The sequence below is a fragment of the Vibrio sp. 2-1-2a genome, from assembly GCF_032648565.1.
Lineage (GTDB): Bacteria > Pseudomonadota > Gammaproteobacteria > Enterobacterales > Vibrionaceae > Vibrio > Vibrio diabolicus.
The window spans coordinates 118,737-134,146 of record NZ_WBOH01000001.1 but is presented as its reverse complement, the minus strand read 5'-3'; the positions used below and the strand labels follow the sequence as shown (position 1 = coordinate 134,146).

General features: G+C 44.1%; 12 protein-coding genes and 1 pseudogene. 6 read left to right on the top strand and 7 right to left on the bottom strand.

The features are described from left to right. The 4 genes from ectA to F7Y48_RS00725 all read left to right on the top strand — a co-directional run bounded on the left by ectA (position 1) and on the right by F7Y48_RS00725 (position 3,742). A complete protein-coding gene (gene ectA / locus F7Y48_RS00740) occupies positions 1–534 on the top strand; it encodes a diaminobutyrate acetyltransferase (protein ID WP_005393379.1) in 534 nt (177 codons plus the stop codon). A 34-nt stretch (positions 535–568) separates the two neighbouring features. Continuing rightward, positions 569–1,834: a diaminobutyrate--2-oxoglutarate transaminase gene (gene ectB / locus F7Y48_RS00735; RefSeq protein WP_005393371.1), complete on the top strand. Its 1,266-nt coding sequence runs from the start codon at positions 569–571 to the stop codon at positions 1,832–1,834. A 15-nt stretch (positions 1,835–1,849) separates the two neighbouring features. Further along, entirely contained in the window at positions 1,850–2,236 is a 387-nt protein-coding gene (locus tag F7Y48_RS00730; RefSeq protein WP_005393369.1) for an ectoine synthase, read from the top strand. A gap of 84 nt (positions 2,237–2,320) precedes the next feature. Further along, positions 2,321–3,742, top strand: coding sequence for an aspartate kinase (locus F7Y48_RS00725; RefSeq protein ID WP_005393366.1), 1,422 nt, complete (start codon positions 2,321–2,323; stop codon positions 3,740–3,742). Positions 3,743–3,996: 254 nt separating this feature from the next. Here the strand turns inward: F7Y48_RS00725 and F7Y48_RS00720 are convergent. The 6 genes and pseudogenes from F7Y48_RS00720 to F7Y48_RS00695 all read right to left on the bottom strand — a co-directional run bounded on the left by F7Y48_RS00720 (position 3,997) and on the right by F7Y48_RS00695 (position 10,375). Next, positions 3,997–4,899, bottom strand: a pseudogene (locus F7Y48_RS00720) (cytochrome-c peroxidase). A gap of 381 nt (positions 4,900–5,280) precedes the next feature. Beyond that, positions 5,281–6,432 (bottom strand): ABC transporter permease, encoded by a 1,152-nt coding sequence (locus F7Y48_RS00715; RefSeq protein ID WP_258507893.1) that lies wholly within the window; start codon positions 6,430–6,432, stop codon positions 5,281–5,283. Further along, positions 6,429–7,595, bottom strand: a complete 1,167-nt coding sequence (locus F7Y48_RS00710) for an ABC transporter permease (protein WP_258507891.1) — start codon at positions 7,593–7,595, stop codon at positions 6,429–6,431. Before F7Y48_RS00710 ends, F7Y48_RS00715 begins: the two co-directional genes overlap by 4 nt. A gap of 22 nt (positions 7,596–7,617) precedes the next feature. Continuing rightward, entirely contained in the window at positions 7,618–8,598 is a 981-nt protein-coding gene (locus tag F7Y48_RS00705) for an HlyD family secretion protein (protein WP_258507889.1), read from the bottom strand. A 3-nt stretch (positions 8,599–8,601) separates the two neighbouring features. Next, entirely contained in the window at positions 8,602–10,017 is a 1,416-nt protein-coding gene (locus tag F7Y48_RS00700) for a TolC family protein (protein ID WP_258507886.1), read from the bottom strand. A 130-nt stretch (positions 10,018–10,147) separates the two neighbouring features. Beyond that, a complete protein-coding gene (locus F7Y48_RS00695) occupies positions 10,148–10,375 on the bottom strand; it encodes a hypothetical protein (protein WP_005377125.1) in 228 nt (75 codons plus the stop codon). 477 nt (positions 10,376–10,852) lie between these two features. Between F7Y48_RS00695 and F7Y48_RS00690 the strand changes: the two genes are divergently transcribed. Both F7Y48_RS00690 and F7Y48_RS00685 read left to right on the top strand, forming a co-directional pair. Further along, positions 10,853–12,472 carry a sensor histidine kinase gene (locus F7Y48_RS00690; RefSeq protein ID WP_316679679.1) on the top strand — a complete coding sequence of 540 codons (1,620 nt, stop codon included), beginning with the start codon at positions 10,853–10,855 and terminating at the stop codon, positions 12,470–12,472. Further along, positions 12,469–13,155, top strand: coding sequence for a response regulator (locus tag F7Y48_RS00685; protein WP_114322274.1), 687 nt, complete (start codon positions 12,469–12,471; stop codon positions 13,153–13,155). The genes F7Y48_RS00690 and F7Y48_RS00685 overlap by 4 nt, the downstream gene beginning before the upstream one ends. A 77-nt stretch (positions 13,156–13,232) precedes the next feature. On the opposite strand, the gene F7Y48_RS00680 is transcribed toward F7Y48_RS00685, so the two are convergent. Further along, positions 13,233–15,368, bottom strand: a complete 2,136-nt coding sequence (locus tag F7Y48_RS00680) for a TonB-dependent siderophore receptor (RefSeq protein WP_316679678.1) — start codon at positions 15,366–15,368, stop codon at positions 13,233–13,235. Positions 15,369–15,410 lie beyond the last annotated feature (42 nt).

The following is a 15,410-nucleotide window of genomic DNA, read 5'->3' as shown; positions in this document are numbered from 1 at the left end:
ATGATCACATCAGCACCTTGGGTTCTTTATCCAGAGATTGGAGAAGACTCAAGTAAAAAATGGATTTTTCGTGAGCCTAAAATCTCTGATGGTGACGACATTTACAGCTTAATTGCAGACTGTCCTCCATTGGACATGAACTCATCTTATTGCAATTTCCTACAGTCTACGCATTTCAGCAAAACCAGTATTTTGGTTGAGCAAAAAGGCGAAATCGCAGGTTTCATTTCCGGTTATCAGAAACCAGACGAGCAAGACGTTTTATTTGTCTGGCAAGTTGCAGTCTCACCTCGCTTTAGAGGTCACGGTTTAGCATTCCGTATGTTGAAAGAACTTCTCACCCGAGAGGAATTGGGCGGTGTTAAATCGGTAGAAACTACCATCACGGAAGATAATAAAGCCTCTTGGGCATTGTTCAAAAAGTTAGATGCGATGAACGGCAACTCTGGCCAAGTAAGCACATTTTTGGATGAAGAAGCCCACTTTAAAGGCAAACACGATACAGAATATTTGTATCGCATTCCTCTCAAATAATCCTCAAACAATAGGAATTAAAAACGGTCTCATCATGGATATTTTCAAAAAGCAGGAATCCAACGTACGCTCATATTCAAACAATTTCCCAGTCGTTTTTCGTAAAGCGAAAGGCTGCTGGCTGGAAACAGAACAAGGTGAACGATACTTAGACTTCCTTGCTGGAGCGGGATCTCTAAATTACGGCCATAACAACCCAGTACTTAAGCAAGCACTGCTTGAGTACATTGAGATGGACGGTATTACTCACGGTTTGGATATGCACTCAGAAGCGAAAGCATCGTTTCTTGAAGCGTTGGATACTTACATCCTTAAACCAAGAAACTTGGACTACAAAGTCCAGTTTACTGGCCCAACTGGTACTAACGCCGTTGAGGCAGCACTTAAGTTAGCGAAAAAAGTAAAAGGTCGCGACAGCGTCGTTGCATTTACCAACGGTTTCCACGGTTGTACAGCTGGCGCACTGGCTGCAACGGGTAACCAGCATCACAGACAAGGTAACGGTTCTAGCTTAAGTAACGTCACTCGTATTCCATTTGAAGGTTACGCTGGCGTTGATGGTCTAGCATTGTTCGAAACCATGCTAAACGACAACTCTGCAGGTATGGATAAACCAGCCGCTGTACTTCTTGAAACTGTGCAGGGCGAGGGTGGTTTAAATGCAGCTTCAAACGAGTGGTTACAACGTTTGAGCAAAATCTGTAAAGCCAACGACATTCTTGTGATTGTCGATGACATTCAAGCAGGCTGCGGACGTACAGGTACTTTCTTTAGCTTTGAGCCGTCAGGTATTCAACCAGATATCGTGACGCTATCGAAATCGATCGGTGGTTACGGTTTACCAATGGCCGTCGTTCTACTCAAACCAGAGCTAGACCAGTGGAAGCCAGGTGAGCATAACGGCACGTTCCGTGGTAACAACCATGCATTTATTACCGCGGCGAAAGCATTAGAAATTTATTGGGCAAATGATGATTTTGAAACACACATCAAGCAGTGTTCAGACAAAGTAAGTGCTGTTATTGATCGCTGCGTTCGTCGCTTCCCACAAATGTTTGTGCAGAAAAAAGGTCGCGGCATGATGGTTGGTATTGAGTGTATCAACGGTGATATGGCATCTGAAATCGCGAAAAACTGTTTCGAAAACGGAATGGTAATTGAGACAGCTGGCCCTGACGACGAAGTCGTTAAGTTCTTCTGCCCACTTACGATTAGCGAGTCAGAATTAGACCAAGGACTAAGCATCTTTGAAAGTGCAGTGGAAACCATCGCTGCGAAACATTTCAAACAAGCATCTTAATAAGGATTATTAATTATGATCGTCAGAACACTCGATGAGTGTCGCAACAGTGAGCGACGTGTGGTTTCAGATAACTGGGAAAGTGTCCGTATGTTGTTGAAAGATGACAACATGGGTTTTTCTTTCCACATTACTACGATTTATGAAGGTACTGAAACACACATTCACTATCAAAATCACCTAGAATCGGTTTTTTGTATGAGCGGTGAAGGTGAAATTGAAGTCGTTGGTGGAGAAACTTACCCGATTAAACCGGGTACGTTATACATCCTTGATAAACACGATGAGCACTACTTGAGAGCTTATAAGAACAAAGAAATGGTAATGGCGTGTGTATTCAACCCACCAATTACCGGCGCTGAAGTGCACGATGAAAATGGTGTTTATCCTCTCGTTGACTAAAAGATAGAGGTGGGGTGCTTGTCGCCCCACGATCAACTATCTCTTCTTTTTTCTTTTAAAGTTACCAATCAAAAAAGGCTTATCATGACATTTACCGTAGAAAAAATCGGCGGTACATCAATGACAGCATTTGATGCTGTTCTCGACAACATTATTCTTCGTCCTAAATCGCCATACAATCGTATCTTTGTCGTCTCTGCATACGGCGGTATGACCGACGCGCTACTCGAATGTAAAAAAACCAGTAAGCCAGGTGTTTATCAGCTTATCGCGAAGCGTGATGACAAATGGGAAGAAGCGCTAGCATATGTAGAAAGCCGTATGCTGCTCACAAATGAAAATATTTTCGCGGACCCAATGAATCGTATCCGTGCAGACAAATTCATTCGCTCACGTATTGCTGAAGCAAAAAACTGTATTGCGAACATTTTAGAAACGTGTCAGTACGGTCAGTTTTCGCTACGTCAGTATTTGCCTCAAATTCGAGAGTTTCTGTCGTCTATCGGTGAGGCGCACAGTGCTTACAACACGGCACTGAAACTAAAAAATATGGGTATTAACGCTAAGTTCGTTGACCTGTCCGGTTGGGACAATCAAGCGCCAAGAAGCCTTGATGAATCGATCAGTGATGCGTTTGCTGATATCGATGTGTCAAAAGAACTGCCAATCGTTACAGGTTATGCTTACTGTAAGGAAGGCCTAATGCACACTTATGACCGAGGTTATAGTGAGATGACATTTAGCCGAATTGCAGCGATAACAAAAGCGGATTTAGCGGTAATTCACAAAGAGTACCACTTGAGCTCTGCAGACCCGCGTGTTGTTGGTCCTGAAAAAGTTTTGCCAATTGGTAGTACAAACTATGATGTAGCAGACCAACTTGCTAACCTTGGCATGGAAGCGATTCACCCAAATGCAGCCGCAGGTTTACGTGAGAGTGGTATTGAGCTACAGATTAAAAATACATTTGAACCTGAACACGAAGGCACTTTGATCTCTTCAAGCTACCGCCCAGAAGAAGACAAAGTCGAAATTATCGCAGGTAAAGAAAAGGTGTTCGCACTGCATTTGTTTGACCAAGCGATGGTGGGAAAAGCTGATAACGTTAGCTACGAATTAATGGAAATTATCTCTGATGCTCGCGTAAGTTTAGTTGGTAAAGAGATGAACGCGAACTCTATTACTTACTATCTAGGTGGCAGTACTGATAGCTTGAACAAAGTGTTGTATAAAGCTGAAAAACGCTATCCGAATGCGTCGATTAAAGGCCGTATGGTCGCGCTGATTTCAGCCATCGGTTCTCAAATTGACACCAACAAGACACTGGCGAAAGGTGTACTTTCTTTGATGAACAATGGCGTAACGCCAGTTGCACTTCACTCATCAATGAGAAATGTAAACGTTCAGTTCGTAGTGGGTGATAAAGAATATCAGCGTGCGATTTGCGCATTACATGATGAATTCTTTCAGAGCAATAGTTTAACTAAATCGGTTAATGTGGCTTAGTTTATTTTTTGTCTAGCCATGAAGGGGGGCTTCCCTCTTCATAGCTAGTTGCCACTAAAAAAAGAGCAAGAAAGTGATAGGTTTGCAATAAATCCATTCTGCGGCTCTACAAGGTCTTTCGACTAGTAGGGACATGCTTTGATGATGGTGATTGTAGATTCCCCAAGAACCAGTACCTTTCCATATATTGGTTAGACAAAGCGTTTAAATGTTGCCTACTGAATGCCATTAGTTTCAATTAGATAGAGCAAATCTTAAATATTCGGCCTTGCAGTTTCATGGGGGGGATGGTGGTAAGTGGGGTAAAGTGATTCGTGGTTGCTCACCTGTTAGAGAACGTAAGAATTCAGTGATTTTGGTGGACTATTCTTTCGTTAGCTTTTGACCAAGTTGCAGATCGGCTAGCATTTCTACCGCCTCCTGAAGATTACAAACTGAGCCATCATGGAAGTACGGGTAGGTGAATTCTACGTTACGTAAGGATGGGACTTTTAATACGAACTAATGGCTTTGCGGTCAACATTTGGGGTGTCTGTGGCAAATGGCTTCACCAACCCTATTTTTTGATACATTTTTCCACTAGCTAATGGTCTGCGATGACAAGCGGTTTAAACAGTTGATAGCCTTCAACCTGTGCTTTGGTGAGCGCACCGTGTGTTCTCTTTCAACCATAAATCAAATGGCGCGTTTGGCGTACAAATGCCGCGATAGCATCGGTTACGTTATCAATGGTTATGTTGTCGCTTCCATGGATTTGCTGAAACCACTCGCAATATTGAGGGATAGATTGAAGAGTGTCGACCAGCAAGCCGCAGGCCCTATTGCGGATCTTTTGCTCGTCCATTCCAAAACTGCACGAAATTCAAATCTGAATTAAACACCGTAGGTGAGTTAATCGGGCCAATGGTTCATTGGGAACCAATTGAGCTTGATAAGTTATCAACACTACCTTTCGCGATGTTATGGCAAGAGTCACAAGAAATGATGTTCGACGTCGACAGCCAAGGCTCAAACCATAGCGTTTTACCCAATTCAATATTTTTACAGTCGATCTCAGTAATGGGTTCGATGACCTTGATGGGTTCACTGGATTGACGCTTAGCATGGGCACCGAAAGACAATATAGATAAAACACTCACTGAGATAAGACTTTTCATAATAACTTCCTTTAACGCGATTTTCGACTTTCACTAGAGCGTCGTACTTCTTATGAAAACGCTGATAAAACAGCTATTGGTACGCTCGAAAATTACGGTATAGGAAAGGTATTATTCGATAAACTGCAAAAAACGATGTTAATAAAGGTGGTTGATTTTTGCACGTTAAGCTGGTGCGGGCTTTTGTGATTATTGGTTATAAATCTGCTGCAAACTTGTTACGGGCGCTTAGAGTTATTTATCGGCTGAATCCTTGATTAAAGTTAATTTCAATCTGAGATTGTGAGGTGCTCAAATACAAAAAAAGGGGCGATACTTCGCCCCTCAGATCGTCCATCAGGTTTTTGATTTGTGATTATATCTTTGAGCTGTAGAGAGAAATCAACTTAGACTTTCTGTTACAACTGGCTTGTTATTGCGCTTAGCAATCCAGTACGCAACGCTACCCCAAAGCACGGTGAGTGCCCAAAGTGCCGTCCAATGTGGAGCGACTTGTTGCCAGGTTGCCCCCATTTGGTTTAGCGCTAAGAAAGCTTTGATCGCCCAAGTACTTGGGCTTAAATCAGCAATCCATAGTAGGGGAGCAGGAATAGCTTCAACTGGCCAAATAAAGCCAGCCAAGAAAATGAGCGGCATAGAGCTCACGAGGACGACTAAGGTGACCAGTTCACGCCTAGGTAGTAAGTAACCTAGCCAGAAGCCTAGTCCGCAACAACCTAAAAAGAACGGGAACAACATGGTCAGTAGTTCGCCCGCGTTGGCGATATGGTTTACGCTTAAACGTTCGAAGCTAAAACCAAAATAATAAGCGCCGAGTAAATAATAAATTGCCACAAATACTAACGTTCTCACAAGTAGCAGCGATCCCGTTGATACTTGAGACCAGTAGCCACGACCATGACGCTGTGTTCCCGTTTGTAATCCAACCGCCATGATCAACGTTTGTTGTAAAATCAGAACAAATACTGCTGGCACTACGTATTCGATGTAACCCATGGTTGGGTTGAACGTCGGTTTCATATTAAGCTTAATAGCAGAGTAATTATGGCTAGCCATACTCATGGGCACACCATCTATCACCATTTTACTGACTTTCACTTGGGCCCCTAATGTGCCTCCCGCTTGGGCCAATCCCTCTACCACGGTTCCGTACACGAGAAAATACGAGGCGTCCGCAGCGTAGGCTAGAGTCGGGCTTTTACCTAACATGAGGTCTTTGTAAAAGTGTTCTGGTATGACTAAAAAACCGGTGATCTCTCGTTGTAAAAATGCTTGTTTTGCATCGACAATCGTATGAAGTCGAGTAACTACGTTGACTTGTGGAGTGGCATCAACCATACGTTCCAGCTTTAAACTCGTCTGACTACCATCTAAATTAACAATCGCGATTGGTTGTTCACGAGGCGTTTGTTGTGCATAAGGCAAAGGGTATAAAAACGAGTAAAATACGACACCACCAAAAACGGTCAACGTAACGACTGGATTGGTTAGAACGGCCTTCAGTTCCGCTTTAATCAGTTGCCACAATGTCATACCGCCTCCTTCGCTTGGCGTGTTGATGAAGCTGTTCGATGTTTACCCATCAAGGCTGCGGTAATGAGCAGGGGCACAACGTAGCCAATCATAGGCCATAGCGAGCTTAAAGATTGTGCGGCCGATGCTCCATAGCTTGCTTGACTCACTTGCACTTCAATGTAATGGGTAATCGGCAATAATGAACGCCATGCATAAGCGAGCGTGTTCATGTCAGAAACTGGGAATGTAATTCCCATGAACGCGAAACTTGGAGCCGTAAACGCGCCAGCAAAACTCATCGCACGTGCAGGATCCATCGACAAGAAGAAGAACAACGCTCCCATAATGATACAGGCGATAACCGTCACCAATTGTGCTAGTAGCATAACCACAAAACTGCCTTCCATTGGCCAATCAAGCACGGAATAAAACCAATACAAGAACAACGCACCTTGCGCCATAAAGACCGGAATGTACTGACTTAATAGGGAAGTGAGCTTGGCGTATGGCTTTTTGCCCAAAAATGCAAAGCCATTCTTTCCACCATAAATGCGAAAGTGCGCGGTAAGAATCAAAATAGTGCTTACTACAATACATATTTGCCAAATGGCTGGCACGATAGCCGTTACCAAAAATTGTGCGTAGTTATTGTTACGGTTAAATAATGCGGTTATTTGTGTCGACACGGGTACAGCCTGTCCAGCCGCCGCTAACGTTGTGGTGTTACCTTTAGCCAAGTTGCTCATTACTTCAACCTGAGCATCGAAATAGCCTTGTGCTTGCGCAACGGCAGAGTTGATCAATTTCGCTACCAAAATGTACTGACTGTTGTAAAAGACAGAAAGTTGAGGTTGGCGGTGTTGGAGAATATCCTGATCGAACTTAGATGGGATGACCGCGTAAGCGTAGATATCGCCTTCAATCATCGCATTTTTTGCTTCGCTTGCACTGGTGTAGTGATAGTTAACAGCCAGACTCGACGACGCATCCAAAGATTGAATGAGCTTTCGAGAAAGTTGGGAATGTTGTAGATCAACCACACCGATTGGCAGATCCCGGGCAATGCCCGCAGAGAACACTCCCCAAATCATCACCGCGAGCAAAATCGGTATCCAAGTAAGGCACGAAAGCAACCACTTATCTCGTCGTAAGATATGCCGCTGTGAAATCTTAATCGTCATAGCATTAACCTAGTGGTTGTGATTAAAGTTCAACGACAACACTCATTCCCATACGCAGTTCAGGTTCGGGTTGAGCTGGACGAGCTTCTACTTCAAAGGTACGAAGATCAAAACCTTGAGAAGCATCGGTTGCTCTCCACGTTGCAAAGTCACCCATAACGGCAACATGCGTTACTTTGAACTCAACATTTTTATTTAAGGCAGGCAAATGGGCATCAAAGGTTGCTCCTTTTTTAAAGTGTTGAAGGTAATCTTCACGCACATTAATTGTCGCCCAGGCATCTTCTGTATCTATCACAGTAACAACCGGGAAGCCCTGAGGTGCTAATTCACCACTTTGAAGTAGAACTTGAGAGACTTCGCCGTCAAACCAGCTGTAGATCTGAGTATCTTTCGCATACGCTTCTACTTCCGCTACGGCACCTGATGCCATGCGCGCTTTTTCCGCCGCAGCTACTTTGGTTTCACTTCTCGCGCCTTCTTTTGCCATTTCGTACATTTGAAACGCGGCACTTTCTGTGTATTTCGCTGCTTGCCATTGAGTTAAAGCTTCATCGCGCTTTTGTTCTGCAACCACGCCATCTTTATAGAGGTTATTCACGCGATTGTAGGTTTTTTCCATTAAATTCGCAGCGGCTTTGGCTTTCATCCACTGATCTTTTGCTGCTTGGATTTGTTGCTCACGTGCGCCTTTCTCAGCTTCTTGAGCTAAGGCGTCCGCCGCTTTTTCACCTGCTTTTGCTTGTTCTAACTTCGCTTCAATTTCAGGACTATGAAGGGTAAAAATAAGCTGACCTTTCTCTACATCGTCGCCTTTACGGACCATGACCTCATCAATACGCCCTGGAACTTTTGAGGAAATGCTGTATTGCTGGGCTTCAATTAATCCCTGTAAGCGGATCGGTTCCGGTTGATAGGCTTGGTAAAATTGATAGCCAACCCAAGAGACAACACCCAAAGCACAAAGTGAGAGTAAAACGGGTTTTAGTGATTTAGCTGCCATGATTTATTTCACCTCTTTGGATGTTGAAGCAGGGATATAAGCGGTATTTTGATATTGTTCGAAGCTGTTCATTTCACTGCTCAATGCGAGTAGTTTGGTTAAAGATATTAAATAGCGGAAACGTGCCGCTGAACGTTGTGTTTCTATACTCGCGACATAAAGTTGTGCATCCACAACATCCAGAGAAGACGACAGACCCTGAGTAAATGCTTTTTCACGCAAGCGCAGGTTTTCGTTAGCGAGTTCAATGCTAGATGCGAGCCCTTGTACTTCATCAATGGCTTGCTGAGCCTCCAAGTATGTCTTTTGGACTAACAGCGATAAGTCTTGTTTGGCTTGGGACTTTAATGAGTCGACCTGTGAGACGACGCTTTGAGCGGCTTTGACTTTTTCGCTTCGCCCTGATGATTCAATCAGTGGAATGCTGACACCAACACCAACTAACCAGTCAGGCTTCATTTGGCTTGCGAGAGAATCGTCTTCATACAAGCTGTAGTCGCCGTAAAGGTAAACTTCAGGATAGTATTTCCCTTTTTCTGCTTTGATTAAGCTAGAGGCTTGTTTGTGTTTAGCGCTCAGAAGGTCTAACCCCGGATAGGTAAGCAACGTTTGATCGACAAAAGCGGTAAGAGGAGGAAGACTGTCGTTGATAAACAAAGATTCAGCGGGCTCTACGGCGTCATCTTGTGCGAGTAATTTACCTAATGCGGCCTGAGCGATACTCAAATCGCTAGCGGCTTTACGTGTTTCTACAGATGCTTTATCTAAAGAAGCCTCGGCTTGCAGGCGCTCAACGTGTGCGATTTGTCCTTGCTCTTCAAGCTTAATGGCAAAATCTCTATGCTTTTTTAGTCCAGCTTCAACCGCTTGCCGCGTTGCGAGTACTTCCTTTGCCAGCACGACAGAAAAGTAGTACTTCGACAAATCTTCAAAGCGCGCTTGTTGTTCCATTAGAAGCTGGCTTTTAGCCTCATCTGTTTTGCCTTCTGCTGCTGATTGAGCAGCAGAAATACGACCACCAGTAAAAATTGGCCAAATGGCACGAATAGACGAAGAGAAAATATCGCGTTCGGTTATGGTCGAAGTGGTATTAGCTAAGGCACCAAAAATAGGTTGAAAAGCAGGAGGTACGTTAATGTGTGTTCCTGTGCTGTCTAGGATCTGTTTTCCCGACAGCGTGATATCGGTATCTAAACGCGTGTAATTCGCGCCAATGGTAACCTGAGGTAAGTTGAGATTGCTGGTGGCACTCTCTTGGTATTGGTAATTCTCGACGTTTGAGCGTTGAGCTTTAAGAGAATAGTTGTTTTCTAGCAATAGCTGCCATGCGGTATCAAAAGTGATCGGTGCCGCATGACAGGCAAGGGAAATCGAGCTGCTAAGTAAGCCCAGTATCCAAAACTTTCCTGTTTTTTTCATAATGGCTGCTTTGTCGTAGAGTATAAGCTCTAATATAAAGGATTCGTAACTTGGTGTTAAGTAGGAGGGGAAATTGGGTAGTAGTATGCGCCCAGTTATGTTTGTGCTGGGCGCGGGAGATGTTACAAGTTTACTTCGTATATGGACAGTGAAACTCTGCTCTCCACTCAAGCTGACGAGAACCTCGCATCGTATTCAATAGGTCTTTTCCACTCATTTGAGGGAACGATAACAGGACCTTGAGATCAGAAGTACCGCCTCCGTTTTTTTCATAAGCCCTGACGTGTGTAAACGTTGAATACATATTCTCTGACAGCATCGCCTTATTCAGGCATATTCCAAAGGTATCGCGTTCCATGTTTGGTGTTCCTTCTAACTATAAATGCACCTCTGTTTATAGTTTTCCAGTTTTCAGATGGTGTCTAAGTGTTTGTCATATAGTCAGTATTTGTGTTTTGTTTTATTTGTGTCCAAATCACTGACATCAATGTTGAGCTTTTAATAGACTTCCAGCTTCACTGCTTTCTAACCGAAACTCTCAATGGTTTCGTTGATTAAAAATTATACGTTGGAAAGTCTAAAAACGCCTCAAAAACCGCTAAAATCGATGTGATCACGATCATGTTTTAAAGGGCAATTTATGTATGGAATTGAGTATCAGAGAGGAATGCTAAATTTGGTGAATGGTTGTAATTTTATGTTTCAGCTCGTCGATTAATTAACCGTAAACTCTGCGGTTTGCTTGCCTTCCTCACAGATTTATCACCGCAACAAAGCCATGCTGTTAACTGAGTGTTAACGTAATCGCTTGGGAGTGAATCATAAGGATGTATCAATGAGTTGGAAAACGATCAGCTTTCGTAAGCGAATGCTCATTATTATGACGCTGTCGGGGTTGATAGAACTTCTATTACTTGTCGCTGCAGGATTCACTTATCTCAAAATCAATCAAGAGCAAGAAATGGGAGAAAAAGCACTGGGTGTTGCCCGTTTTTTAGCAGACTCCGCCGTTGTTCGCGAAATGGTCGTAACCCAAAATCCCCAGCCATACCAACTTCGTTTCCGAGAATTAACCGAAGCCATCGGTGCTGCATTCATCGTTATTGGCGATCACGAGGGAGTGCGCTTAATCCACCCCGTTGATGAGCGGTTGGGTAAGCCAATGAGAGGTGGTGACAATCGTCGAGCGCTAGAGCAGGGGTTGTCTTATGTCTCGACAGCTCAGGGGTCGTTAGGTTATTCAGTTCGTGGTAAAGCTGCGATTTTTGACGAGCAAGGGGACATCATTGGTGTGGTTTCGGTTGGCTATTTGCTCGACCGGCTGCAAGACCGCATCGAGCCATTTTTGGCTTTTTTGATCTTCATGGTCATCGTAGTTGTTGTCGCTAATGCCATCGTATCCAATTATGCGTCGAGAAAGTTTCAGCGCGCCATTTTGGGGTTCGAGCCTGAAGAGATAGGGCGGTTGTACGGCGAATTAGAAGTGACGATGAGTACCATTAAAGAAGGCGTGTTAAGTATTGATGCCCAAGGGATACTTCGCTCGATCAATCGTAGCGCCTGTCAGATTCTCGGTATTGATAGAGAGGCAGCTCTTAATAAACCGTTGACTGAGACGTTACGCGATAGTGACTTATATACGGTGCTAGAAACCGGACAGGAAGATCATGATATTGAGATATTCCTTAATCATAAACGTCTGATCGCAAACCGTTCGCCAATTTATGTGGATGGAAAAATAGTGGGGGCAGTATCGAGTTTCCGTTTAAGGGATGAAATCAACGACCTAACCGAGCAGTTATCACAAACCAAAGAATATGCAGATTTATTACGTTCGCAAACCCATGAGCATCGAAATAAGCTAAACACCATTAGCGGGTTAGTTCAGATGGGTGAGCTGGATGCCGTACAAAAGTTAATTGGGCAAGAAACCGCACACTATCAAGCGATGATCGAATTTTTAAGAGACACCGTTAAAGACCCGTTAATTGCTGGTATGTTGCTTGGAAAAACAGAACGTGCTCGCGAGTTAGGCTTACAGCTGGTGGTTGAAGAAGGCAGTCGTTTGGAGCCTCTGCCTGAGTGGTTAAATTCGGAAGACCTTGTCACCATTCTGGGCAACTTAATTGATAACGCTTTCGACGCAACGTTAACCTCGATTCGTGATGAATCGAATGTCGCATCGGAGCGCAGAAATATCGATGTGTCAGTGAGTGATTACGGAAATGAAGTGATACTTGAGGTGATAGATCAAGGTTGTGGTTTACCAAGCGATATAGAGCCGCAGGTGCTATTTAAAAAAGGGGTGTCGACGAAATCTCGTCAAAATCGGGGGGTAGGATTGCATCTTGTCAACCAGTTGGCTACTCGATATCACGGCCATGTTGAGATGATGCCCAACACAAATTATGGAACAAGAATAACGGTGTATTTACCCAAGGAAGAACAATTATGAGTATGGCGACTCGCGTAATGATCATTGAAGATGATCTGGCTATTGCTGAGCTGCACCACAAATACTTAAGCCAATTGGCAGGCTTGGAAGTGGTCGGCATTGCGACCACGAGAATTGAAGCGGAAATGCAACTCGATATTCTTAAGCCAGACCTCTTGTTGATGGATGTATACCTTCCTGATGGAACAGGGCTTGAGATACTCAATACATTACGTGCGAACAACCAAACGTGTGATGTCATTTTGATTACCGCGGCAAGGGATGTCGATACGCTACAACAGGCAATGAGAGGTGGCGTTGTCGATTACCTGTTAAAACCAGTGATGTTTCCACGCTTAGATGCCGCACTGAAAAAGTATGTGTCCCAACGCCAGCAACTAGACATCGCAGAGAGTTTGGATCAGAACCTCGTTGATAAAATGCTGCAGTCTCACGCCAATCAAGACAACTTGCCGAACCGATTACCGAAAGGGATTGATGGTGTAACCTTGGATAAGATCAGAGAGTTGTTCCCAAATGGTAGTGTGCTGACCGCTGATGAGGCAGGCGAAAAGATTGGTGCGAGCCGAACAACGGCAAGGCGCTATTTGGAGTATCTGATCAGCACTGGTGAACTAGAGGCTGATTTAAACTATGGGTCGGTAGGTAGGCCGGAAAGGTGCTATAAGAAAGTGATACGGTAACGTAGATTTTGATGCTAAATACGAAATGAAAGCGATGGCTTGTTTTAAACAAACCATCGCTTTTTCGCGCTGAGGAGTTAGAAATTATATTCTAATTTCGCTTCAATAGAGCGCTCAGCGCCAAACCAACAGTTATTTTTGTCGTAACAAGAATAGTATTCTTTATCGAATAGATTGCTTGCAGAAAGGGTGACGCTAGCCCCTTTCATTGATTCAGATACCGTTGAGAAATCGTAACTTGCTGCCAAATCAAACAAGGTGTAGTCCGGTACTTTTTGACTATTCTGTGCATCAATTTGTGCTTCTCCGACATAGCGAACGCCAGCACTGGTACGAAGGCCTGAAAGATTTCCTTCAAAGAAGTAATTGGCCCATAGAGAGGCCGTTTGCTCAGGCACCCAAACCGGCGTTTCACCTTCTTGGTTGTAATAACTGTCTTCGGTAATCTCCATATCGGTATACGTGTAGCCTAGAGTGAAATCAGCTTGTGCTGTGGCTTGCCACTTTGCCTCTAGTTCAACACCCTGTGATACCACTTCGCCCGCTTGATAGTTCGGTGCATAAGGATTATTCGGATCGGTCAAGATCGCGTTTTTCTTCGTAATATGGAAGAACGCTAAATTACCCGAAATATCGCCAGACAATGGCGCGTATTTAAAACCGAGTTCCCACTGATGCCCGGTTGATGGTTCAAACGCTTTGCCTGTGGCATCTGCACCCGCAATTGGCTCAAAACTCTCGGAGTAAGTAAGGTATGGGGATAAGCCGAAGTCGAGCTCATACAAACCGCCGACTCGGAAAGATACGTTGGTGTCGTCTAACTCTTCCTTGCTGTTGGATATTGTTCCTAGATAATCGCTCACGGCGTCCGTATTTGAATCGTATTTATCCCAACGAAGACCTGCAATCATTACAAGTTGGTCGTAACGAACTTGATCTTGCAAATAAACGCCAATTTGCTTCGTTTTGATATCTAAGTTTTGTTTGTATTGGAAATTCAGTGCATTACGATCAATGCTGTTGTGGTCAGGATTAAAGATGTCCTGAGTTAGCGAATACCCAAGCGTATCTTTGTATTTTACATCCGAATCTAGATACTGATAATCAAGCCCGAACAATAAGTTATGTTCAAAATTTCCTGTTTTAACGTAGCCAGATAGTTGGTTGTCAATCACAAAGGATTTGGACTTTTCATCGGTTAAATAAGCATTTCGACCAACGGTACGGTTATCTGCTTCAAGTGCACCGTTATATGTGTTTTCCTGATAGGCATCGGCGGTCATGTAGCGGGCATTCTGTAGAAATTGCCAACTGTTGTTAAAGTCGTGTTGGACTTTGTAACCCATCATCAGAACTTCGCGTTCGTAAGTGTTCCAGTCCTCATCCCCCAAATAAGTGCTTGGCGACATCGAGCCAAGTGGGTTGTCAATCACTGAGCCAGACGCGGGCACGGTAGTGTAGATACCTGCTGATGGATCATTTTGATAGTAAACATTCACGTTGACAAAGGTGCTTTCTGTCGCTTGCCAATTGAAAGATGGAGCGAGGACATAACGTTCGTCTTCAGACGTATCGGCTTGACCATCTCGCTGTTTTGCGAGGCCGATAATACGGTAATCAACATTAGAATCACCAATTTGTCCTGTGGTGTCGAACGTCAGTTCTTTTAGGCTGTTAGTCCCAGTACTAATCGAGACAGAGTGCGAAGGTGTTGACTGAGGCGCCTTGGCGATAATATTGACCATGCCTCCTGGTGGAATATTGCCGTAAAGAACAGACGTTGGCCCTTTAAAAACCTCGATTTGTTCAAGGGCAACGGAATCGACCTGAGGTTGAAGGTTCCAGGCGTTGTACAGCAAAGGAAGACCATCATAAAAGTTGGTGTAGTTAATAAAACCACGAATATTGAATAGGTCAAGTCGGGAAACGGCACCGCCACGCAGCTCTGTATTTACGCCAGGCGCGTAACGCAATGCTTCGCTCACCGAGTTTACGCCGCGCAGGTCCATGTCATCTTTAGTGATTACCGTGATCGCTTGCGGCGTTTCTTCCGGTTCTAAAACGGTTTTAGTTGCAGTGTTTCGGTATGTTTCGCCAAGTACTGTGATAGTTTCGTGCTGAGAAGTGCTCTCAGTGGCACTGGCGTGACCAGCAATAAGCGCGGATACCACGACTGCAACCGCAGAACGATGAAATCGATTCGGACTTTCCATATTTATTAATTCCACTACTTTTTATTTGTTGATAATGATTGT